A 22,958-nucleotide genomic window follows, 5' to 3' on the forward strand; every position below is an offset into this window, starting at 1 on the left:
TACGCCTTTGGTCTTATACAATTTATGAAGCGTTCAAAAAGCCGTAAAACTCAACAAAAGCCCCAGTTATGCTTTTAAAAACTAACGTTTAAAAACATAAACTGGGGCTACGTCGAACACTGTGCGAAGTTGGGCAACTACCGCTTATTTAATGATGAAAACGCTCAGCTGCTTGGCGGGCCAGTTCACGAATGCCATCCCAATCTTCCGCTTCCACCATCCCTTTAGGCGTCAACCATGAACCGCCGACGCATATAACATTTGGCAACGATAAATAGTCATCAGCGTTGTCAACTGTGATGCCGCCCGTCGGGCAAAAACGTGCCTCAGGAATGGGGGCGCCAAACGCTTTGATTGCTTTGGCGCCGCCGCTGGATTCCGCAGGAAAGAACTTAAACCGGCGGTAGCCATACTGCCAGCCGGTCATCAGTTCAGAAATTGTGGATACGCCCGGCAGCATCGGCACTGGGCTTTCAACACCATACCGATAAAGCGCCTCCGTCGCGCCAGGCGTAACAACGAAATCGGCGCCCACTTGTTCAGCCTGGCGGTACTGCGCCGGTGTTAATACCGTCCCCACGCCAATGCTCGCGCCCGGCAGCGCTTCACGCATGCGCTTGACTGCTTCTAGAGCACAGTCGGTGCGCAGGGTGATTTCCAGCACAGTTAGCCCGCCCTCTACCAACGCTCGCCCCAACGGCACGGCGTCTTCCAGGCGCTCAATAGTGATGACAGGAATAACCTCGGCTTTCGAGCAAATGCTATCAAGCTCTGCGGTGCGTGTGGACGGTAACTGTTTTTCGATAGTCATTAGTGAGACTCCAAGCAAATTATTATTGGCTAAGGCGGCTACTTCTCAAAGGCAAATCTTTACGGACTAAGCTTTAAGAATTGGCCTTAAGGCGCCCAATAAATCGCCAGTGGGCAGGTTAAGAAAACGCGTATAGGCAGTTGGCGCACGTCGTCGCCGCTTAATGCTTTGGCCAATACGGCACGTTTATCGTCCCCGGTAATATGCAAAACATGGCGACGTGCCTGATGCAGTCGGTCGGCTGAAAATGTTATCCGCGGCTGTGGCTGGCTAGGAGTACGCACAGCCACCAGCAACTCATCGGTGGCAAGTGCCAGGTCTAACTCACGGCTGTCAGGAAATAGTGAGGCAGTGTGACCATCGCCGCCCATGCCTAAAACCACGACACTAGCAGGCCATGCCAGGGAAGACGTTCGCTTGGCTACTTCCTCTACACCTTCTTCAGGAGTCTGTGTCGCGCAAGTTAACGGTATAAAATTAGCCGCCTTCGCTTCGCCTTGAAGAAGATGCTCACGAACCAATTTGGCGTTGCTGTCGCTGCTTTTTTCCTCTACCCAGCGCTCATCGGCAAGAGTGACATCAATGCGCTCCCAGGGCAGTGTTTTCGCCGCCAGCGCTTTAAAAAAGGGCACCGGCGTTGAGCCGCCAGAGACAACTAATAAAACACGCTCTTGATGGTTCAAATCTTCTTGAAGGGCTTGAAACACCGCTTCGGCAAGCTGCTCGGCGAGCTGTTGGCGAACTTGGCTCATATTAATAATCCTCGTACCAGCTGCGGCCGTCTTGGGTGATCATGGCGATAGACGCAACGGGCCCCCAGGAGCCTGCCGGATAGCGGCGTGGCGGCGTATCGCGTTTTTTCCAACCGTCGATTAACTGATCGCACCAGCGCCAGGCGTGTTCGATTTCATCGCGTCTAACGAACAGGTACTGCTGCCCTTTCATTACCTCCAGCAACAGGCGTTCGTAGGCATCGGGTATCCGCGATTTGGGAAAGGCGCTATTGAAGTCCAGGTGCAGCGGGCCGGGGCGTAGGCGCATGCCTTTGTCCAGGCCGCTGTCTTTCGTTAATACCTGCAGAGCGATGCCCTCTTCCGGCTGTAGACGAATAATGAGTTTATTTGAAGCGATGCCACGCTGATCCGGATCGAAGATATAGTGTGGCTGCTGACGGAAGTGAATCACAATCTGCGACAGTTTCTCCGGCATGCGTTTACCGGTGCGCAAATAGAAGGGCACGCCCGCCCAACGCCAGTTAAACACCTCGGTTTTCATAGCCACAAACGTTTCGGTCTGGCTCTGGGTATTGGCATCCTCTTCTTCTAAATACCCAGGCACTGACTGGCCATCGCTGGTCCCCGCGATGTACTGGCCACGAACCACATCGCGCCCAAGCGCTTCGCCCACAAAGGGTTTAAGGGCTTTTAGAACCTTTACCTTCTCATCGCGAATGGCGTCAGCGTCCAAATTAGAGGGAGGATCCATTGCAATTAAACATAGCAGCTGCAATAAGTGGTTTTGCACCATATCGCGCAGTTGACCTGCCTCATCAAAATAGCCCCAGCGCCCTTCGATACCTACTTTTTCAGCAACGGTAATCTCCACATGGGAGATATTGTTTTGGTTCCACTGGGTGCCAAATAGCGGATTGGCAAAGCGCAGTGCAATCAAGTTCTGTACGGTCTCTTTGCCCAAATAGTGGTCGATACGATAGATACGTGACTCGGGAAACACCTCGCCAATAGCGTCGTTAATTTCAACCGAGGAGTGCAGATCGTAGCCGATGGGTTTTTCAACCACGACGCGGGACTCTTCATCCAGGCTTTTGCTGGTCTGTAGGTGTCGGCAAATATCGCCATAAATCCGCGCACCGACAGAAAGATAAACCACCATGGGACGAGGCGAGCCCTTTCGCCACTGGCGAATAGCGTCATACCCATCGACACTGGAGAAATCGAGTTTTAAATAATCTAAGCGCGCGAGAAAACGCTCAAGGCTCTGCTCGTCTTGTTCGCTGCTTTTCAGCCGCTTCTGCAGCGCTTCGTTTACCCGTTGCCGAAAAGACACCGCATCGTGCTCTTGGCGAGCCAGTCCCATAATGCGCGTGCTTTCAGGCATCAAACCTTCGCGATCAAGATGGTATAAAGCAGGGAATAGCTTGCGCATGGCAAGATCACCCAGCGCTCCAAAAAGCGCTAAATCAATAGCGTAATTCGGATCACCAAGCGCAGCACCTTGGGAAGCATTGGACTGGCTCATCGTTGCTCCTATTTATAATTAGGCTATCTAATGTAGTTAGATTACCTAAAATCTACCGTAAAGTGGGCATTATACGCAATAATTCGTGTAATTTTACTACAAAAATAATCCGTAATGATAAAGGAGTACTTTAAAATCTACACGACGCCTTCGCAGGATAAAAAAAGCTAATGGGCATCGCGTGGTTTTCGGTAAACGTCTTCAATACAACTGTATTTTTTACGGATTTTTTATGGAAGAACATGATGTTATAGCTCATGTTAAGAATACTAAATCACGAGCTGGGCATATGACACCGTTCACACCATGGGTTTATCGTAGCAGGGATATTTATCGACATTGGGCGCCTGTCTTTAAAATCATCTCGATTCTCTGGATTGTGCTAGCCACGTTTATGCTGGTACCCCTGGTTGTATTGCTTCTTGAAAATGATCCAGATGCGCCCGCCTTTGCTGTTTCCGTGCTGATAATCATCAGCGCAGCCGCGCTGACCTGGCTACTTACCTATCGGGCATCGCTGGAACTCAAGCCCTGGCAGATGTTTATCCTGACTGCGGCGAGTTGGGTCACAATTAGCGGCTTTGCCAGCCTACCGTTAATACTGGGTGCTCCTCAATTAACCTTCACGAACGCTGTGTTTGAATCGGTATCGGCGATTACGACCACCGGCTCTACCATTTTGGTCGGTATTGAACACTTCTCCGATGGCTTGAAGCTATGGCGAGGGCTGATGCAGTGGATGGGGGGCATTGGCATTATCGTGATGGGCATTGCCATTCTGCCTTTTCTGAAAGTCGGCGGTATGCGGCTGTTTCATACCGAATCATCCGACTGGTCGGATAAAGTCATGCCACGCACTGGCGGTATCGCTAAAGCGACGTTAACGATTTATGTCAGCCTCACCTTGTTCGCGATTGGCAGTTACTGGTTTGGCGGAATGACGCTGTTGGACGCCACCGTCCATGGTATGAGCTCCCTCTCTACCGGCGGTTTTGCGAACTCAGACGCCTCCTTCGGCGCTTACAGCGAGCAGCCGTGGCTACTTTGGATGGCGAGCTTATTTATGCTCAGCGGCGCATTACCGTTTGTGCTTTATATCCGCTTTATACGCTCATCACGTGATGCTCTGTGGAAAGACCAGCAGGTTCGTGGCCTTTTGAAGCTTTTAATGGCTGCGATTTTAGTGCTCAGCGCTTGGCGAGTCCTGCACGGCGATAACTGGTTTGTGTCGTTAACCCATGTCACTTTTAATGTGGTCTCCGTAGTGACCACCACCGGCTACGCCTCTGATGATTATACGCTGTGGGGAGCGCTGCCGGTGGCCGCCTTTTTCTACCTGACCTTTGTAGGTGGCTGCAGCGGCTCGACCAGCGGCGGGATGAAAATTTTCCGCTTCCAAATTGCTACGTTAATGCTGCAAAACCAACTGCGGTATTTAATTCATGCCAACGGCGTTTTTACTAATCGCTATAACCACCAACCGGTGACTAACGATATTTCGCGCAGCGTCGTGGCGTTCTCATTTTTCTTCTTTATCACCATCGCAGCCCTGGCACTCAGCCTATCCGCGCTGGGGCTGGATTTAGTCACTGCGCTTTCCGGCGCCGCCACCGCGGTGACCAATGTAGGGCCCGGGCTTGGCGATATCATTGGCCCCGCCGGTAATTTCTCATCGTTGCCTGACGCAGCGAAGTGGCTTCTATGCATTGGCATGCTGATGGGGCGCCTAGAGATACTGACCGTCGTGGTATTGCTGACGCCGATGTTCTGGCGGCGCTAGTGAATCACCATGAAGGGCGATAATGTCATGCCGCTTAGCAAACAAGCTCGCAGGAATAGTCGCCGACGTCTATTAGAGCTTAGCGCCGCGCAGTTGGCTGAAGAGCAAGAAAGGCTGCGTTCGGCACTACTTTCATCGGCTTCCCATGACCTGCGTACCCCACTGGCGTCAATTATTGGTGCAGCCATCTCGCTACGTACACTGGATGCACAGCTAACCCAGCAGGATCGCTTCGAGCTACTAGGGTTTAACGTTCTTTTAATTGGCGCTTTTGAGAGGCTAAATCTCTACCGCGCGGCCAATAAACTCAATCGGCCCGGTGGGCAGGCCGGTGGCCGAACCAGTGTCATCTTCCAGCGTTAGCTCAAATAGCTGGTTATCCTCAAGGGGCGGTAGTTCATCCAAGCGCAAACGGATCGGCTGCCCTGGCTCCACCAACCCCAATGACACCGGCGCCTGCCACTCATCTGCTTTGGTCCAAAACTCTAGCGCTTTACCTTCGGGTACTTCGAAAGTGCCCAACGGGATCAGCTCGATTTCCTGGCGCGATGAGGCCTGCACTACCCAACCCGCTGACTGTGTTTGCGGAGCAAGCAGAACCACCATGTACTCGGGGGTCGTCGGTTCAGTGACTTCATTGGCCAGCATCACGCCCAATACTAACGCCGCCGCTAAGCCAAACCCGGCAGCGCCGCGCCAAAGCGGCAGGCTGTGCAGCATGCGGCGAGGTCTTGGCGGCACGACAGAGGCAGGTCGAGCACGCTTAGCAAGCGCTTCCTGTGACGCTAAGCTGCGCTCAATACGCGGCCATAAATTGTCAGAAGGCGTTACCGGGTCGGTGATAGCGGTATAGGGCAAGAAACGTTCTTCCCAAGCCATCACGGCTTTATGCAATTCAGGCTCGTTAGGTAGCCGGGCCTCTAGCGCCTTACGCTGCTCTAACGACAGCGTACCCAGCACGTATTCACCCGCTAAAGTATGGTCGTCTTCGTGTTCGTTCTGACTGGGACGGGTCATGCCATACACTCCCGTAGGCGCAGCAAACTGCGTTTTATCCAGGCTTTTACGGTTCCCAGCGGCGCGCCGGTATGCGCAGCAATTTCCGCGTGACTAAGTCCGTCAACATAGGCATGGAGTACGCAGTTACGCCGCTCCGGCTCAAGCGCTTCCAAACAGCTATCCATCCGCTGGCCGGTTTGCCAATCGAAGGCTTCATCGGCAACAGAGGTGTGCTGAAAATGTTCATCGAGATCTAATTCGGTGGGATCGTGACTATCAAAAGTGACTTCACGGTCGCGATAACGGATGGCGTTCAGTGCCAGGTGACGCGCCACGCTAAATATCCACGTTCGCGCGGATCCCTTAGCGGGATCAAAACTATCGGCACGCTGCCAAATATTAAGACAGGCATCGTGGACAATATCCTCGGCCATACCACGATCTTTGACGATTCTTATGACTACGCCTAGTAGTCGGGCACCCTCATGTACATAGAGTTGGTGCAAAGCGTTATGCTCGCCACGAGCACAGTTAGCCAATGCAGCAGCATGATCAAATTCTGAAGACACGTCAGTCAAACCTCAGCTCCCTGGTGACGGCACCGACGCCGGTCGTCGTTCTCGCAAACAGCATAGCCGCTAGGGACTCGCCAAACGAGCCCCAGTTGAATTAGCACTTTTGCCGACTTATTCAGCCGTCCAGAAGTGGTAATCGGCTTGGTAGGTCACTACGGCGATCGCACCCTCATGATCCATATCACAGGCCACATCAGGTGCAACCCCACCCTGGGTATTCAGCCTTTGAATGTAGCTAACGCCGGTCATTGCGCCTTCACCTTCCGCGGGGTTGGCTTCGACAAGCTGTAGCGGAATGTTGCCATCACCATTGGTTGCCGTGGCTAGCTGAGTACCGGTAATTTTTGAACCATCCAGCGCCTCCCAGGTAGCGGGCGGGCCGTAGTAGCTTCCCACTTGTGTGCCTTCACTGTCGTTCAGTGCAGCGTGGGGGCCTTTGAATACCCAGCCCATATTGCCGTCGTCCTTGGTTTCGCACATGTAGGTAATAGCACCAACACCCACGGTTTCGAGGGCGACGGTATTACCGCCCGGCACCTGGACGTCCGCGGGCGTCATGTCGGCCATCGCGACGTGACTGAAGGAGGCAATCAAGGTAGCGGCGAGTGTTGCACGCGTAAGAGGTTGGATGGTCATTTTCAGTCTCCTAAAAGATTTTTATCAGCCGCCATCAATAGCAGCGGTATAGGGATTACCCGCGAGGAGACGTATTGGATGCACTTTTATTGAAAAAAAACGGACACTTTTGCTTTTCTATTATCTCAATAAAAAGCCCGCGACAGGTCGCGGGCAAAGAGCAATGAAAGAGAAACAGCTACAAGCTAGTCTCGCATAGCTTAGAACCACACCTCAGTCTGAACACCGAAGGTCCACTGTCCGCCGGTAAAACCTTCATTACCTAATGAGCTTGCGCCATAATTGTTCAGGTCGTCATCCCAATCGCTGAAGGTAGTAAACAGACGGATCTCAGGGCGCTGCCAGAAGCCACCTACTTCAGGTTTGAAGGTAGGTGCGATTGTGAACTTGCTGAAGCCACCGTCTACCACGTTACGCCCGTTATAGCCCTGCGGATCAAGATCCATCCATTGATAGCCAGCTTCGTACTGCATTTCAAAGTTTTGCGTTAGCTCATTTGCCAGGCGGACGTTAAGGCCTGCCCAGTTGTACTTGTCGCCCTGGACATAACGGTCTTCGCTGGTTTCAGCCAATATAGAGGGCGCTACACGCCACTGAGGGGCAATATAGGTAGTGCCGTAGATCGCCAGACGGGTGGCGGTAGCGTCATCCGTTAGCTCACCGCGCGCACCAATGTTTTTGGTCTCGGCGCCGAGTCCCTGGCCATGCAGTACTGCCGCCTTGAAGCTACCTTCGCCCATGCCGAAGAAACTGTCACCGTGATAAGCAATCATGGTGTGGAAGCCTGTATCGGCGGCGGTTTGGCCTACACCAATATCGCGCTCGTCATTATCAGCAGCAGACATACCGTTAACCATCCACTGCCAGTTACCAAAATAGTTATTGGAGGTCAAAATCAGGTTGTCGGTATCGCCTTCAAGGCCAGGATCTTCACTGCTTACCAACTCAAAGTCGGCAAAACTACGCCCATAAATCGAAAGGTTGGATTTCCAGTTATCAGCCAGTTGCATGTCATAAATACCACCCCCGGTACCGGCGAGGAAAATCACGTCGCTGTCGAGCCAGTGAATATCGAAGTTGTCTCGATCAAAGCGCTTACCGGCCCAAATAGAAGCATCTTCAAATACGCCGGTAAAACTGGGAAGATCACTGAATTCGGCAAAAACCTGGCGCACGTTGATATCCGATTCACCGCCTGTCCAATCATTGCTGGAAGTCGTACCGTCAGCAATCATGGTGCGGTATAGCGCTTTGGCGCCGTTATCAAATTGCATACGGTAATTGAAAATAGCTTCCGCGTAGGTATCAGGCTCATTACCCAAACGACCAACGGCGCCGCCCTCACCGCCCGCGGGGGTTAAATAGGGGCCAGCATTTTCGCTTTTGCCATCTTCGCCAATCAGCAACCCTGAGCGGGCATAAACATTAAACGAGAATCCTTCTTCGCCATCGGCGTAACGCTCCACCCGTGCTAGGCGCTCTTCGATTTCTGCGTCGTTTTCCGGCACGGCCTGGGACCGCTCGGCAACCTCGGCACGGCGCTCGGCGGCATCGGCCCGCTGCTCCGCCGCTTCAATGCGCGCTTCCAATTCTGCAAGGCGCTGTTCCATCGTCATCTGTGCCGAAGCGACAACACTCATCCCCATGCTTGCGACGGCAATGGCAATCGCTAACGGCGTCTTGAATGTCATGTTATGCATTATTACGAATACCCTATTGTTATTAGCTAGCTGTTGTTTGATACCACGCTTTTAAAGGCCCGTTCCCGCTCTATTGCCCTGCCTTTATGGGGCGAAAACATGCCTCCAGCTTTAGGCTCTTATTTTTTAAAGCACCTTACCTTAATCGATTAAGAAAAATCGTTTAGATACGCCGTCTATGAGCATGGTGTTGGCACTCTCCCTTTCGCAACTCGCCCACCGTGAGCAACCACTGTTAGGGAAAGATAGACAAAACTTAATCGATTAAGTCATTAATTACCAACTGCCAAAGGCTGATTAGCGACCAATGTCTAAGGCGAGATATCCAAGCGAGAATTCGAGCATTTTAATAGTTGTCTATCGTACCCTTCGTTTATGATCAGGGCGGCGCCGCGCACAGAGGGGTTCGGATTATTTTGTGACCAGTATTCAACTAAATAGCTTATTAATAATTAGTTTTTATAGGAGGCATCGTGCCTGATCAACGCCAAATGACTCTCAAGGACCTTGCGCAGGAACTCGGCGTCTCCACTGCAACGATTTCCAATGCTTTTAACCGACCCGACCAGCTATCACCGGCGCTGCGTGAGCGCGTGCTAAAGGAAGCCAAACGGCTAGGTTATAGCGGCCCCGACGCCAAAGCGCGTAGCCTGCGCACCGGTCGCTCGCGGATTATTGCGGTAATTCTTGCTGAGAGCCTTCCCTACAGTTTGAACGATGCCGTGTCTAGCGAGTTTCTATCGGGTGTCGCCGAAGTCCTCGATGCCCACGGCCATACGCTATTACTACTTACCGGCCGCAATCACGCCTCGCAGCCGCCCGGCGCTGCAAATATCGCCGACGGTTTTATCGTTTACGGCTCAATGACAAATAACAAACTGCTCAACGAGCTGCCCAATCAGCGCCCCTTGGTATCGGTCGATTTTAATATTGAAGGCTGCCCGACGGTACATATCGATGACACCGCTGCCAGCTACATAATCGCTATGCATGCACTTCGCACTCCGCCCAAGCGTCCGGCTATCATCAATTTGCGTTTAACCAAGGAGCATCACAATGGCCAGATCAAGCCTGAGCACACTCTGTTATCCGACACTGGCACGCCTAGCCGGGCACGCTTGGCAGGTTTTCATGCCGCACTGACTGAACAGGGCGTGGATACAACGCAGGTGCCACTATGGAATATCGAAGAGAATACGTTTGAAGTATGTTCGCAGGTGATTGCTGAGATCCTTGACCAGCCTGCAGCTCAACGGCCTGATTTATTGCTGTGCATGACAGATCGCATCGCGCTGACAGCACTAACACTGGCAGAACAGCGCGGCATCCGGGTGCCCGAAGATCTCCGCATTACTGGTTTCGATGGCATTGCCGAAGGGCAACACCGAGCACCGCGTTTAACCACGGTGCGACAGGATAGCGTCGGCAAGGGGCGGGTCGCGGCGCAGATGATCTTGGGCCGAACGCCTCTTGCCCAGCAGCTGCTAAAAGCTGAGTTGATATTAGGTGACACCTGCCCTTAAGCCAGTAACGTTACTTATCTGTCGCCTGCATCGCCAGTGCCGTATCCAGCATACGGTTGGAGAAACCCCACTCGTTGTCGTACCACGCCATGATTTTTACCAGACGACCATTCACACGCGTGTGATTGGCGTCAAAAGTCGATGAGTTGGCATCGTGGTTAAAATCGATAGATACCAGCGGCTCGGCGTTAACAGCGAGTACTGGTGAATTTGCAGCGGCCTTTTCAACAATGCCGTTAATCTCTTCTTTGGTCGTATCGCGGCTGGCGGTGAAAGTAAGGTCTACCAGTGAAACATTGATAACCGGCACACGAACCGCTAGTCCGTCAAACTTGCCAGCAAGCTCCGGCAGCACTATCCCCACCGCTGCTGCCGCACCCGTTTTGGTAGGAATCATGGAATGGGTGGCGCTACGCGCACGGTAAGGGTCGGAGTGATAAACATCCGACAAGTTCTGATCATTGGTGTAGGCGTGCACCGTGGTCATCAGACCGTTCTCGATACCAACTGCATCGTTCAAGGCTTTCGCGACCGGCGCTAAACAATTGGTGGTGCAGGAAGCGTTGGAAACAACCGTGTGATCCGCGGTGAGTATTTGGTCGTTCACCCCATAAACAATGGTGGCATCAGCATCGGGGCTAGGCGCGGATATCAGAACACGCTTGGCGCCAGCAGCAATATGCTTGGCTGCTGCTTCACGCTTGGTAAATAACCCTGTGCACTCCATCACCAAATCAATCTTTTGTTCTGACCATGGCAGTTGTGCCGGATCGCGTTCCGAAGAAATCGCAATGCGGTCGCCATCCACCGTGATGCTTTCAGCGTCATGCTCTACCTTAAAAGGGAAGTGGCCGTGCACGGTATCGTGACGCAGCAGGTGAGAGTTTAAAGAAGGATCGCCCAGGTCGTTGATAGCAACCACCTGAATGCGGTCACGATAGTTATTTTCGTAAAGGGCGCGCAGCACATTGCGGCCGATACGGCCAAAACCGTTAATCGCAACTCTTATTGTCATGATAGCTCCTCAATCAACCAGTGTTTGCAAGTGGCGTACTTTGTAGCAAATTTACTAAAAATACGTATTTAAGCGTCATGAGGCTGATGAATCGCGTTACAACCGCCCCAAAAGGCTAGTAATCATCCGATATGTAGTAAAATTACTATATGAGCGCTATCGTAGTCCAATATTTAATCGCCAACAACTACACCCGTTATTAGGAGAGTGCACACGTGATGAAAGCAACTTCGAACACAGCAGCCCAAGCCTCGACTCCCCCTCTTTCCAATCCTGCCCTCGATTCCCATACGCCCTTAAGACGTACCAAGATTGTTGCCACTCTCGGCCCCGCCAGTGATCGCCCCGGCGTATTGGAAGCCATGCTGAAAGCAGGCGTAGACGTTGTACGGCTTAATTTCTCGCATGGCTCAGCCGACGATCATCGTCGCCGGTTAAGCGAAGTACGCGAGATCGCTGAACGCATAGGACGTAGTGTTGCCGCATTAGGCGACTTACAAGGCCCTAAAATTCGTATCGCTCGCTTTGTCGAGGGCGCTGTCAAGCTTAATGCGGGCCAAGCTTTCGTCTTGGATATGGCGCTGGATGCCGATAGCGGCACTGCAGAGCGGGTGGGCTGTGATTACAAAACCTTGCCCGATGACGTGGCTGAAGGCGACCGACTATTGCTCGACGATGGCCGTTTAGTATTGGACGTGACCCAAGTAGTCGGACAGGAAGTACACACCCGTGTTCACGTTGGGGGCAAGCTCTCCAACAATAAAGGTATTAACAAACAGGGAGGCGGCCTATCCGCGCCCGCCCTCACCGATAAAGATAAGGCCGACCTGAAAACCGCCATTGAAATCGGTGTTGATTACTTGGCCGTTTCTTTTCCACGCAGTGCTGCTGACATGCAGGAAGCACGCGAATTGCTTGGAGAAAGCGGCAAAGAAATCGGTTTGGTGGCTAAGCTCGAACGTGCCGAATCCGTTGCCGACGACACCACCCTGGATGGCATTATCGAAGCCTCAGAGGCAGTCATGGTAGCTCGCGGCGATTTGGGCGTAGAGATTGGCGACGCAGCCCTTATTGGCACCCAGAAGCGTATTATCAAGCATGCGCGCACTTTGAACCGCGCGGTGATTACCGCTACCCAAATGATGGAATCGATGATCGAGTCGCCGCTGCCGACCCGCGCCGAAGTCTTCGATGTGGCCAATGCGGTACTCGACGCCACTGACGCGGTCATGCTTTCAGCGGAAACCGCCGCGGGCGATTATCCGGTTGAAACCATCGAAGCGATGGATCGTGTCTGTTTAGGTGCCGAGCGGGAACGCCTTGCTCAGGAATCAGGCCACCGCATTCATGAAGGCTTTGAGCGCATCGATGAAACCATTGCGCTGTCGGCGATGTATGCCGCCAACCATCTATCCGGCGTTAGCGCCATTGCCTGCATGACGGCAACCGGCTATACGCCACTCATTGCGTCGCGCATTCGTTCAGCGCTGCCTATCGTCGGTTTGGCTCATAACCCTATCGCCCAACGGCGCATGGCGCTTTATCGCGGCGTTGTTTCCATTCCTTTCGACACGACGCATATGGCGCCAACCGAGCTTGATCAAGAAGCTCTGCAACGGTTACAAGCCCATGGTCTTATACACCCAGGCGAACATGCCATCCTCACCCGTGGCGATCATATGAATGCCCATGGAGGTACCAATACAATGAAAATTCTTGCTCTGAATAACGGTGCCCTTGCTAGCGAATAGCAGGGCAATAACGTTGTGAGCTATATAAGAAAAATTGATAAGGCCATAGGGCCAATAAGGAGACTGACGCCATGACTGACGCGCAACCGCCCCGCCAAACCATTCGCACCTTGCAAGCGCGCAAACGCATTGCACTAATTGCTCATGATGGCAAAAAATCTGAAATGCTCGAGTGGGCGACCCGCTGGCAAAACGCGCTCAGCCAGCACGAGTTGATTGGTACCGGCACGACCGCCGGACGGCTAAAAACAGCGTTAGGGCTTAGCGTGGAAGGGTTGATGAGCGGACCGCTGGGTGGCGATCAGCAGATTGGCGCGCGAATAGCTGAACAGCGACTAGATGTACTGATTTTCTTTTGGGACCCCTTTTCGCCTCAGCCCCATGACCCGGATGTCAAAGCATTGCTACGATTAGCTGCGCTATGGAATGTACCCGTCGCCTGTAATGCAGCCACCGCCGACTTCCTGCTTTCATCGCCTTACTTAAGCGAAAGCTACGATATGTCGATCCCAGATGCCAACGCCTGGGCCCAAGCTAGAACGACCTAGCCTACACGCCACGCCTATCGTGTATGCAGATGACGCGCGACTACCTGCAGACCAAGCTCGTAGCGCCCGTTCATGGCAGCTAATGCACATTTCAACGTTAACTCGGCGATTCGGTCGTAATCCTGCAGCGCCGAGTTGACCGGCTGGGGAAGAAAATCCAGCAGTCGATGATCGCCAAAGGTTGCCAGGCGCATAGTGTCCGGCAAACCACCACGCTCCAAGAATTCGTCAAAAACCCCTTCCAGCAGTGTGTAAGAGGCGGTGACCAACGCATCAGCACCACCTTGTTTATCCAGCAACTCAGCCGCTAAGCTTGCCCCTTCGCTACGCTCGTAGCGCGTGCCGCTTAAAATAAGCGGCTCAATATCAGTGCCTTTAAGTGCCGCCTGAAAGCCCGCCCGACGCTCACTGCTAATCGACAAATCCGGCATCGCTTCCAGCCACGCAATGCGTTTGGTTGCCTTATCAATCACCGAGCGAGTCAACACTTCTGCCGCTTCGCAGTCATTACTCACCACGCTGGAAAAAAGCGTTGGGTCCAGGCCGCGGTCCATGCCCACCACACACCAACCCTCGGCGACCAAGTCCGCATAAAAAGTATCGTCGCTGGGCAAACAGCTGGCAGTAATTAACACTTCACAGCGCTGGGCGCGCAGCGCCAAGGCGAGCGTACGTTCGCTTTCTGCACAGTCATCAGAACTGACAATCAGCAACTGATAGCCCTGCTCCCGCGCGCCACGTTCCAGGCGTTTAGCCAGCCGGGCATAGCTGATGTTTTCCAAATCCGGCACGATAAGGCCCAGCAAGCGGCTCGCCCCACGGCGTAGCGCTGCCGCCTGCGGATCAATGTGATAGCGATGCTGGCGAACCACCATCATTACTTTTTCAATCGTTGCCGCGCTAATGCGCCGCTGCTCGGCCTGACCATTGATCACGTAGCTAGCGGTCGTGCGCGAGACGCCGGCTAGCCGGGCAATATCGGCAAGTGTCATTCAGGTTCCTCTTGGTGTAACCGAGCAGTTTATCAGCAAGTCAGCGCATACAAGACCAAAGTCTAAAAACACAAACCTTGTGTCATTCAGTGAATCGATTCAGCATAGCATTAAAATCAGGTGAACCGATTCACCCAGCTTCCTTATGGCACTCAATGACCAGTTTATGTACACGCCTCTGTCTTGCTACGAATTTACAGAGCTGTCAGCAGAATGCGTATACAGGAGAATACCATGTTGACTCTCGGCCCCGATGACATTTTGCTGGACCGCCATGCTGATAGCTGGCAAACAGCGCTAGACTTAGCCGCTGAAGCGCTGGCAGACGCCGGATTCGTTGAGGCCGAGTACCGCGATGGTCTGCACGCGCGTGAAGCCCAGTCATCAACGTTTTTAGGCAATGCCATTGCGATTCCCCACGGCACGCCAGAAAGCCGCCAACATGTAAAACGTACTGGCGTGCGCGTGCTGCAATTTCCTCAAGGCGTGAAGTGGCACGATGGCCAGCAGGTACATGTGTTGGTGACTATTGCGGCTCAAAACGATGAGCACCTGGATATTCTGCGCCAGCTCACTCACGTACTGGATCGCGAAGGCGTTTCCGAACAGCTGGCCAGCGCCAGTTCCGCTGCTGATGTAGCGCGGTTGCTTTCCAAACCAGCATTAGCGCCGCGTCTGGATACCGACACCCTGTGCGTTAACTTTCCTGCTCGTGACCCGCAAGAGCTGGCCCTGGCTGCCGCTGCCCGCTTACGCCAAAGCGGCTGTGTCGATAATAGTTTTATTACTGCAGTCGCCGCATCACAACCGACCTGGTTAGGTAAAGGGCTGTGGCTGGCCAGCAGCGCTCAGGGCGTTAACCAGCCCGCGCTAGGCGTTGCCACACCGGCGGAGCACACTCTGGAAAGCGCTGGCCACCCGGTACATGCCCTGTTCTGTTTAGCTGCCCACGGCGAATCCCACCGTCCGCTGCTAGAGCAATTGATGGCGGTGCTAGAAAGTGGAGAAAGCGACAATTTGGTGGGCAAAACCAGCGCGCAGCTACTGGCCACTCTGGCGGGCGAAACCGCAAATACCCAAACCCGTCGTGTACGCGTGCTCAACCCCCATGGCTTGCACGCCCGTCCCGCTAAACAGTTAGTGCAAATCGCACGCGCCCAGGCCATGCCTATTAATGTGCGTTTAGAGGAAGGCAACGCCACACCGGTATCGGCAGCCAGTTTGACCAAAGTGATTGGCCTTGGCGCACGCCGTGGCCAATGGCTGATGCTATCCGCCGAAGGCGACGGCGCGCAGCAAGCGCTGGAGAATGTGGCGGAAATAATTGAGGCGGGCCTGGGCGAAAAAGTGACGCCCTTCGAAGGTGGACGCGACACGGCCCCAGCGAACGCCGACCTAACGGGCATTGCGCCTGAGGCCGAGGTGATTCCGCTAAGTGCGGATACGCCGCACGTTGGCATCGCGGCATCGCCTGGGTTAGCGATCGCACCGGTGTTCGTCATTCGCCCAATGCAGTTTAATTATCCGCAGCATGCCGATGACACCGAGCAGCAGCTGATTCGCTTGAATCACGCCATCAAGGAGGGCGGGGCCCAGCTACAGGCGCTGGTGCACAATGCTCCAGGCGGCGAGGTAGCCGACATTCTCTCAATGCACGAAGAGATGCTCGCCGACCCAGAGCTTCACCACGCTGCTACGGATGCTATCCGTGAAGGACGCACGGCGGAAGCGGGCTGGTGGGAGGCAATTGAAACCGCTGCTCACGCCCAGGAAATGCTTGCCGACCGTCTGCTGGCCGAACGTGCCGCCGACCTGCGCGATGTAGGCCGTCGGGTGTTGGGAGTTCTGTGTGATGTGGCGCTGCCCGAACCGCCGGATCACCCTTACATTCTGGTCATGGACGATATAGGTCCTTCCGATGTAGCTCGATTGGATACATCACGTGTCCGCGGCCTGCTGACCGTTCGCGGTGGCGCCACGGCGCACAGCGCAATTTTGGCCCGCGCACTGGGTATTCCCGCCGTGGTGGGCGCGGGTCAATCGGTAATGGCGCTTAATAACGCCAGCATGATGGTTTTGGACGGCGACCGTGGCCGGGTAACATCACAGCCTTCAGAGCAGAGGCTACAGCGCGCCGAGCAGCACCTGCTCGATCATCAGCAACGCGAAGCCGAAGCCTGGGAAAGCCGCTTTGAAGTGGCGCAGACCCGCGACGGCCTCCGTATCGAAGTCGCCGCCAACCTGGGCAATACTGCCCACGCCGCCGATGCGGTAGAGCGCGGCGCCGAAGGCGTTGGCCTGCTGCGTACCGAATTCCTATTTATGGCCCACGCCAGCGCCCCGGATTTAGCCACCCAGGTTAGCGAGTACCGGCAGGCGATTGACGCACTCGATGGCCGCCCGCTGGTCGCGCGCACATTAGATGTCGGTGGTGATAAGCCTCTGCCCTACTGGCCAGTGCCCCAAGAAGACAATCCTTTCCTCGGTCTGCGCGGTATTCGTTTAGCGCTGACGCAACCCGACGTACTGGAAACTCAGCTACGCGCCCTGCTAATGGCTGGCACGAATCAGCCTTTGCGAATTATGCTGCCGATGGTCAAAGATATTGCCGAGTTCCGTGCGGTCAAAAACATTTATGACCGCCTACTGCAAGAGATCCCTACGTCTCAACGCGCCACTGATGTGCAGTTGGGGGTGATGATTGAAATACCCTCTAGCGCGCTGCTAGCACCCAGCCTTGCCGCCGAAGTCGATTTTTTCTCCGTCGGCACCAACGACTTGACCCAGTACACATTAGCAATTGATCGCGGCCACCCGGAGCTTTCCGCTCAAGCTGATGGGTTACACCCCGCAGTGCTGCGTTTAATCCAAATGACCGTGGCCGCAGCGCATAGCCAAGGCAAGTGGGTCGGTGTGTGCGGCGAGCTAGCGTCCGACGCCATGGCTATTCCCGTGCTGGTGGGGCTGGGTGTCGACGAGCTTTCAGTCAGCGCACGGCAGATTCCCTTGGTCAAGGCCCGCCTGCGCGAGTTTGATTTCGCCGACGCCCAGGCCAGCGCGCAGCTAGCACTTTCCCAAGCGACCAGTGATGCCGTGCGCGATGTCTTGGAGGCTCAATAATGGCCCGCGTGCTGTGCATTACCCTGAATCCGGCGCTGGATCTAGCCTTTAATCTTGAGGTGCTCGTACCAGGCAGCGTAAACCGCCCCACCAGCGCGCAATTAGAAGCGGCTGGGAAAGGCGTTAACGTCGCCCGCGTACTGGCAGGTCTTGGTCACGCCGTCACCGTCAGCGGTTTTTTAGGTGCCGATAACGGCGCTCCCTTCGAGCTGGCATTTGCCAAGTACTCCTTAACCGACGCCTTTGTACGCGTGCCGGGGGAAACCCGCATTAATGCCAAACTTGCTGAACAGAGCGGTCGCGTTACCGATATTAACGGCCCCGGCATGCCCATTGACGCCACGCATTTGCAGGCGCTGATCGACACGCTGGATGTTGAGCTTGGCAGCGCAGCGCCACCCCAAGCCGTCGTTCTAGCAGGTAGCCTGCCCCCTGGGCTATCGCTGGACGATTTCAGCGAGCTGTTAAGCCATTTAAACGCTAGCGGCGTGCCGCTTTGGGTGGATACCAGCGGCCCGGCACTCAATGCGGCGATAGCGACTCAACCCGCTAGCGTTAAACCCAATGAAAACGAACTGGCAGAGTGGGCGGGTAAAAACATGACGTCTTTCGATGCGCGCTTAACTGCTGCTAAGCGCTTGCATGAAAGCGGCATCGCCAATGTGCTGATTTCAGCGGGTGCCGAAGGGATATTGTGGGTTAACGCGCAAGGTGCCTGGCAAGCCACCCCACCCAAGGTTACCGCGACGAATACCGTTTGCGCTGGCGATACCTTTGTCGCGGGCATGCTCCACGGCTTACTGAATCAGCACACCCCGGAACAAACGCTGCGCTTTGCCACCGCGCTCTCGGCCGAGGCCGTGCGCCACATTGGCGTGGGCACCCCCCTTGCTGCCGATTTCGATTCACTCCAACAACATACCCGGATACGGCGTCTTGATGACACCATCACCGAGGGAGCCACGCTATGAATATTATTCTGATTACCGCCTGCCCCAGCGGCATGGCAACCACCTTCCTCGCCGCCAAGCGCCTGGAACAAGCTGCCCAGCGCCAAGGCTGGGTGGCACACGTGGAAATGCACGGTGAAGTGGCTCCGCTCCAGGCCGCTACTGCCGAGCAGATTGCTAACGCCGACTTGATCGTGGTTGCCGCTGATTACGTGCCTGCCCCGGAACGCTTCGAAGGCAAACGCCTATTCCAAGCGCCGATTGCCAGCGCCCTACCGGACCCCAGCGACTTTCTGGCCCAGGCCAAGCGCGAGGCGCCCATTTACAGCGCCCCCAAAGCCGCCAGTGCGCCAGCCTCCACTAGCGCGGCGAACGGTAAAAAAATAGTTGCGGTCACCGCTTGTCCTACCGGTGTGGCGCATACCTTTATGGCCGCCGAAGCACTCGCAGAGGCAGGCAAAGCCATGGGCCACGCCATTCGGGTGGAAACCCAAGGCTCGGTGGGCGCGCAAGATAAATTGACCGAAGAAGAAATCGCCGACGCCGATGTGGTCGTACTGGCCTGCGATATCGATGTTGATCCGTCGCGGTTTGCCGGCAAGCGGATCTACCGCACCTCCACCGGCAACGCGCTAAAAAAGCCTCGTCCCACGCTTGAAGCGGCGCTCAGCGAGGCCGTCATCGAGAACGGCAGCAGTAATGCAGGCACAGCGAATAAGAGTGTCAAAGAAAAAGGCGTTTATAAGCACCTGCTCACCGGCGTTTCCTTCATGCTGCCGATGGTCGTGGCGGGCGGCCTGCTGATTGCGCTCTCCTTTGTGTTTGGCATTGAAGCCTTTGAGCAGGAAGGCACGCTAGCCGCAGCGCTGATGCAGATCGGTGGTGGCACCGCCTTTGCGCTAATGATTCCGGTACTGGCAGGCTATATCGCCTACTCCATCGCCGACCGCCCCGGCATCGCACCGGGCATGATTGGCGGCATGCTGGCGGCTAATATCGGCTCCGGCTTTATCGGCGGTATTTTGGCGGGTTTCCTGGCGGGCTATGTGGCGCTGGCGGTGACTCGCCACGTCAAACTCCCTTCCAGTGTTGAATCCCTCAAACCGATTCTGATCATTCCGCTGGTCGCCAGTCTGGTCACCGGCCTGACCATGATTTACGTAATTGGCGAACCGGTCGCGGCGCTGCTTAGTGCCCTAACTAGCTTCTTGGAATCCATGGGCTCCACCAATGCGGTGCTGCTGGGTATTCTGCTGGGCGCAATGATGTGCTTTGACCTGGGTGGCCCCGTCAACAAGGCCGCGTACACCTTTGGTGTGGGCCTGCTCGCCTCGGAAACCTACGGCCCCATGGCCGCGATTATGGCAGCGGGGATGGTGCCTGCCATTGGTATGGGCATCGCCAGCTTTGTCGCGCGCAACAAGTTCTCAGCACCGGAGCGCGAAGCGGGCAAAGCATCCTTTGTACTCGGCATGTGCTTTATCAGCGAAGGCGCGATCCCCTTTGCGGCGAAAGACCCGCTACGCGTTATCCCCGCCTGTATCGCAGGGGGTGCCCTCACCGGCGCTCTCTCGATGCTGGTAGGTGCAAAACTGATGGCGCCTCACGGCGGTATCTTTGTACTACTGATCCCCAACGCCATTACCCCGGCCCTGCTCTACCTTGGCGCTATTGTGGCTGGTTCGTTGGTGACGGGGTTAGGCTATGCGTTTATCAAACGTGATGCGGCACAGGTAGCACTCGCCACCTAACCGCTGCTACCAAAAAGAGAGGGCAGGCGAACATGCCTGTCCTTTTAAATACGTCGCTTTACGCATTTAATGCTTTGTCACGCCACTTATACCCTCTACTCTTTGTCATTTTTTATGTAGTATTTTTACATAACGCCTCTTTTGTATTTGATTACCACGTTCACTTATAACAAACGGATCGCTCTATGTTTCAGCTCACTCGTAGTGTTACCTGGCAGGCGCTTGACCGCCTGCGCGACAAGACCGCTAACGACCGCATTCGTGATTACTTCACCAATGATTCGCAGCGTTTTGAGAAAATGAGCTTACGGGTGGGCGGTCTGTTTCTTGACTACTCCAAGCACCACGTCTCCGACGAAGTGCTTTCCAAGCTGATTGAGCTAGCCGACCACTCGGCGCTGGTTCAGCGCCGAGCGCAGATGTTCTCCGGCGATATTATCAACGTGACGGAAAACCGTCCGGTACTGCATACCGCCCTGCGCCACTTAGGCGACGAGCCGGTCTATGTGGACGGTGAAGATGTCATGCCTGAGATCACCCGTACCCGTGAGCAGATAAAGCTATTCTCGGAAGCGGTGCGCAGCGGCGAGTGGAAAGGTTACAGCGGCAAACGCATTAAAGACGTGGTCAATATCGGTATTGGCGGCTCGGATCTTGGGCCCAATATGGCGGTTCGCGCGCTGCTCAAATACCGCCACCCGGAGCTGCACTTCCACTTCGTCTCCAACGTGGACGGTACGCATATTCAGAAGGTGCTCTCGCGCCTTGATCCGGCGACTACGCTGTTCATCGTCTCTACCAAGACCTTCTCTACCCAGGAGACACTGCTAAACGCCAAAACCGCACGGCGCTGGTTCCTGGAAAACGCTGGCGAAGACGCCGACGTGGGCGCGCACTTTATCGCTGCTTCCACCAACCGCAAGGCAGCGATGGAGTTCGGCATTCGCGAAGAGAATGTGTTCGAGTTCTGGGCCTGGGTGGGCGGTCGCTACTCCATGTGGTCGTCCATCGGGCTGCCGATTGCGCTTTCGATCGGTTTTGAAGGCTTTATCGAGCTGCTGGAAGGCGCTCATGAAATGGATAACCATTTCATCAACGCGCCCTTCTCGCAAAATATGCCGGTGCTGATGGCGCTGATTGGTATTTGGTACATCAACTTTATTGGCGCCGAGACCCACGCCATCGTGCCCTACGACCAAGCGCTGAACCAACTGCCATCATTCCTTCAGCAGCTGGATATGGAGTCCAACGGTAAATCGGTGGATATTTTCGGCCACCCGGTGAACTACAAAACCGGCCCGATTGTGTGGGGGCAAACCGGCTCCAACGGCCAGCACGCCTTCTTCCAGCTACTCCACCAGGGCACCCGCTACGTGCCGATTGATTTTATTGCCTCTCTCAAGCCCGAGCCCGGCGTGGAAGACCACCACTTCGCTCTGCTGACCAATATGCTCGCCCAGGCCAATGCCTTTATGGAAGGCAGCCAAGGGGATGGCAAAGAACTCAGCCAACACGACCCCTACAGCTGTCCCGGCAACCGCCCTTCCAGCACCTTATTGCTGGACGAATTAACGCCAAAAAACCTGGGAGCGCTGATCGCGCTCTACGAGCACAAGGTGTTTGTTCAAGGGGTGATCTGGAACATCAACTCCTTTGACCAGTGGGGCGTGCAGCTCGGCAAGCGCATCGCTGGCGAAATCAGCGAGCGCATCGACACCAACGCCGCCGATTTCGACGCCTCCACTCAAGGCCTGCTGGAATTGGTTCGTGCTCACTTCCCTAATGGCGGTAGCGGCGAAAAGGAAAGCGCCTCAGGGAGTGCCGATAAGAAGCCTGCGAAGAAGAAGCGCTAGGCTAGGTTGGTAAACGGGTAGAAAAACGAACGCCTTGGTTTGAGAAAACCAGGGCGTTTATTCTTGCCCCTATACGGTAAGCTCCATAACATCAACGAACTAGAAAGTCAGAAAGGTGATTAACCATCATATTGAAGCCTCATTCGGAATCAGTTCCAAGAGATCGGTGACGCCAATATCAATACCGGCCTGGGAGAACAAGGTACTTAACTGTCCGCGGTGGTGGGTTTGGTGATTGAAGAAGTGAACGATCAGGCTTGAGTAGCGGCGTTTTGAGGCCACTCCTTTTGTGTTGTGATAACTCAGCGTGGTACTCAAATCGTCGTCTGTCAGCGCCGCTACCCAGTTAATAATCACGGTATCGAGCCATTGGCGATGCGCTTTCAATCCCTTCAAGTCATCAAAGAGAATCTGGTCAAGACGAGCTGGCGTAGGTAGTGCCACCATTACCTCAAGCGTCCTTGCGGAAGAAGAGGCGTGTGTTGCAAATCGTTTGAGCCAAATCGTGTCGGCTACCGCGATGTGGTTCAGTGTGCCAAAAATCGAGCCGAAGAACGCGCCACGCTCTTCAGTCAGTTCAGAGGCGCTCAGCTTACCGGCGGCATTATAGAGTTTAGCGTTCATCCACTGGTTATAAGTGGCTAACTGTTCGAAGTGTTGTTGAAGTGTCATGAGTTAAGACCTTTCCTTGTCAA

General features: G+C 54.7%; 19 protein-coding genes. 9 read left to right on the top strand and 10 right to left on the bottom strand.

The genetic code is table 11. From position 1 onward, the window contains the following. Nucleotides 1–148 precede the first annotated feature (148 nt). The 3 genes from ACUVOF_RS17920 to zwf form a co-directional block, all read right to left on the bottom strand. Entirely contained in the window at nucleotides 149–811 is a 663-nt protein-coding gene (locus tag ACUVOF_RS17920) for a bifunctional 4-hydroxy-2-oxoglutarate aldolase/2-dehydro-3-deoxy-phosphogluconate aldolase (RefSeq protein ID WP_447045620.1), read from the bottom strand. Nucleotides 812–897: 86 nt separating this feature from the next. Continuing rightward, nucleotides 898–1,563, bottom strand: a complete 666-nt coding sequence (gene pgl / locus ACUVOF_RS17925; protein WP_447045622.1) for a 6-phosphogluconolactonase — start codon at nucleotides 1,561–1,563, stop codon at nucleotides 898–900. Nucleotide 1,564: 1 nt separating this feature from the next. Continuing rightward, nucleotides 1,565–3,070: a glucose-6-phosphate dehydrogenase gene (zwf, locus tag ACUVOF_RS17930; RefSeq protein WP_447045623.1), complete on the bottom strand. Its 1,506-nt coding sequence runs from the start codon at nucleotides 3,068–3,070 to the stop codon at nucleotides 1,565–1,567. Nucleotides 3,071–3,359: 289 nt separating this feature from the next. Between zwf and ACUVOF_RS17935 the strand changes: the two genes are divergently transcribed. Together ACUVOF_RS17935 and ACUVOF_RS17940 are read left to right on the top strand one after the other, a co-directional pair. Further along, nucleotides 3,360–4,850, top strand: a complete 1,491-nt coding sequence (locus ACUVOF_RS17935) for a TrkH family potassium uptake protein (protein WP_447045624.1) — start codon at nucleotides 3,360–3,362, stop codon at nucleotides 4,848–4,850. Between the two features lie 9 nt (nucleotides 4,851–4,859). Continuing rightward, nucleotides 4,860–5,213: a histidine kinase dimerization/phospho-acceptor domain-containing protein gene (locus tag ACUVOF_RS17940; protein ID WP_447045625.1), complete on the top strand. Its 354-nt coding sequence runs from the start codon at nucleotides 4,860–4,862 to the stop codon at nucleotides 5,211–5,213. On the opposite strand, the gene ACUVOF_RS17945 is transcribed toward ACUVOF_RS17940, so the two are convergent. The 4 genes from ACUVOF_RS17945 to ACUVOF_RS17960 all read right to left on the bottom strand — a co-directional run bounded on the left by ACUVOF_RS17945 (nucleotide 5,130) and on the right by ACUVOF_RS17960 (nucleotide 8,760). Beyond that, complete coding sequence (locus ACUVOF_RS17945) at nucleotides 5,130–5,867, bottom strand: anti-sigma factor (protein WP_447045626.1); 738 nt, start codon at nucleotides 5,865–5,867, stop codon at nucleotides 5,130–5,132. The genes ACUVOF_RS17940 and ACUVOF_RS17945 overlap by 84 nt on opposite strands. Continuing rightward, a complete protein-coding gene (locus tag ACUVOF_RS17950; protein ID WP_447045687.1) occupies nucleotides 5,864–6,418 on the bottom strand; it encodes a sigma-70 family RNA polymerase sigma factor in 555 nt (184 codons plus the stop codon). The genes ACUVOF_RS17945 and ACUVOF_RS17950 overlap by 4 nt, the downstream gene beginning before the upstream one ends. Nucleotides 6,419–6,535: 117 nt before the next feature. Beyond that, nucleotides 6,536–7,060: a DUF3455 domain-containing protein gene (locus tag ACUVOF_RS17955; protein ID WP_447045627.1), complete on the bottom strand. Its 525-nt coding sequence runs from the start codon at nucleotides 7,058–7,060 to the stop codon at nucleotides 6,536–6,538. A 200-nt stretch (nucleotides 7,061–7,260) separates the two neighbouring features. After that, complete coding sequence (locus ACUVOF_RS17960) at nucleotides 7,261–8,760, bottom strand: carbohydrate porin (protein WP_447045628.1); 1,500 nt, start codon at nucleotides 8,758–8,760, stop codon at nucleotides 7,261–7,263. Nucleotides 8,761–9,251: 491 nt separating this feature from the next. Between ACUVOF_RS17960 and ACUVOF_RS17965 the strand changes: the two genes are divergently transcribed. Continuing rightward, complete coding sequence (locus tag ACUVOF_RS17965) at nucleotides 9,252–10,283, top strand: LacI family DNA-binding transcriptional regulator (RefSeq protein ID WP_447045688.1); 1,032 nt, start codon at nucleotides 9,252–9,254, stop codon at nucleotides 10,281–10,283. A 10-nt stretch (nucleotides 10,284–10,293) separates the two neighbouring features. On the opposite strand, the gene gap is transcribed toward ACUVOF_RS17965, so the two are convergent. After that, nucleotides 10,294–11,298: a type I glyceraldehyde-3-phosphate dehydrogenase gene (gap, locus tag ACUVOF_RS17970; protein WP_447045629.1), complete on the bottom strand. Its 1,005-nt coding sequence runs from the start codon at nucleotides 11,296–11,298 to the stop codon at nucleotides 10,294–10,296. A 215-nt stretch (nucleotides 11,299–11,513) separates the two neighbouring features. Between gap and pyk the strand changes: the two genes are divergently transcribed. Then, on the top strand, nucleotides 11,514–13,049 hold the full coding sequence (gene pyk / locus ACUVOF_RS17975; protein ID WP_447045630.1) for a pyruvate kinase: 1,536 nt from the start codon (nucleotides 11,514–11,516) through the stop codon (nucleotides 13,047–13,049). Nucleotides 13,050–13,120: 71 nt separating this feature from the next. After that, a complete protein-coding gene (locus ACUVOF_RS17980; protein WP_113270812.1) occupies nucleotides 13,121–13,597 on the top strand; it encodes a methylglyoxal synthase in 477 nt (158 codons plus the stop codon). 14 nt (nucleotides 13,598–13,611) lie between these two features. On the opposite strand, the gene cra is transcribed toward ACUVOF_RS17980, so the two are convergent. Then, nucleotides 13,612–14,589, bottom strand: coding sequence for a catabolite repressor/activator (cra, locus tag ACUVOF_RS17985; protein WP_447045631.1), 978 nt, complete (start codon nucleotides 14,587–14,589; stop codon nucleotides 13,612–13,614). Between the two features lie 234 nt (nucleotides 14,590–14,823). Between cra and ptsP the strand changes: the two genes are divergently transcribed. The 4 genes from ptsP (at nucleotide 14,824) to pgi (ending at nucleotide 22,263) form a co-directional block, all read left to right on the top strand. Further along, the gene (gene ptsP, locus ACUVOF_RS17990; RefSeq protein ID WP_447045632.1) at nucleotides 14,824–17,709 is read left to right on the top strand and encodes a phosphoenolpyruvate--protein phosphotransferase; all 2,886 of its coding nucleotides are present in this window, start codon (nucleotides 14,824–14,826) and stop codon (nucleotides 17,707–17,709) included. Then, a complete protein-coding gene (gene pfkB / locus ACUVOF_RS17995) occupies nucleotides 17,709–18,680 on the top strand; it encodes a 1-phosphofructokinase (protein ID WP_447045633.1) in 972 nt (323 codons plus the stop codon). Before ptsP ends, pfkB begins: the two co-directional genes overlap by 1 nt. After that, complete coding sequence (locus ACUVOF_RS18000; RefSeq protein ID WP_447045634.1) at nucleotides 18,677–20,410, top strand: PTS fructose-like transporter subunit IIB; 1,734 nt, start codon at nucleotides 18,677–18,679, stop codon at nucleotides 20,408–20,410. Before pfkB ends, ACUVOF_RS18000 begins: the two co-directional genes overlap by 4 nt. Before the next feature lie 185 nt (nucleotides 20,411–20,595). Then, entirely contained in the window at nucleotides 20,596–22,263 is a 1,668-nt protein-coding gene (gene pgi, locus ACUVOF_RS18005; protein ID WP_447045635.1) for a glucose-6-phosphate isomerase, read from the top strand. A 126-nt stretch (nucleotides 22,264–22,389) separates the two neighbouring features. On the opposite strand, the gene ACUVOF_RS18010 is transcribed toward pgi, so the two are convergent. Beyond that, nucleotides 22,390–22,935 (bottom strand): DinB family protein, encoded by a 546-nt coding sequence (locus tag ACUVOF_RS18010; RefSeq protein WP_447045636.1) that lies wholly within the window; start codon nucleotides 22,933–22,935, stop codon nucleotides 22,390–22,392. Nucleotides 22,936–22,958 lie beyond the last annotated feature (23 nt).

It is taken from the genome of Vreelandella sp. H-I2, from assembly GCF_052959335.1.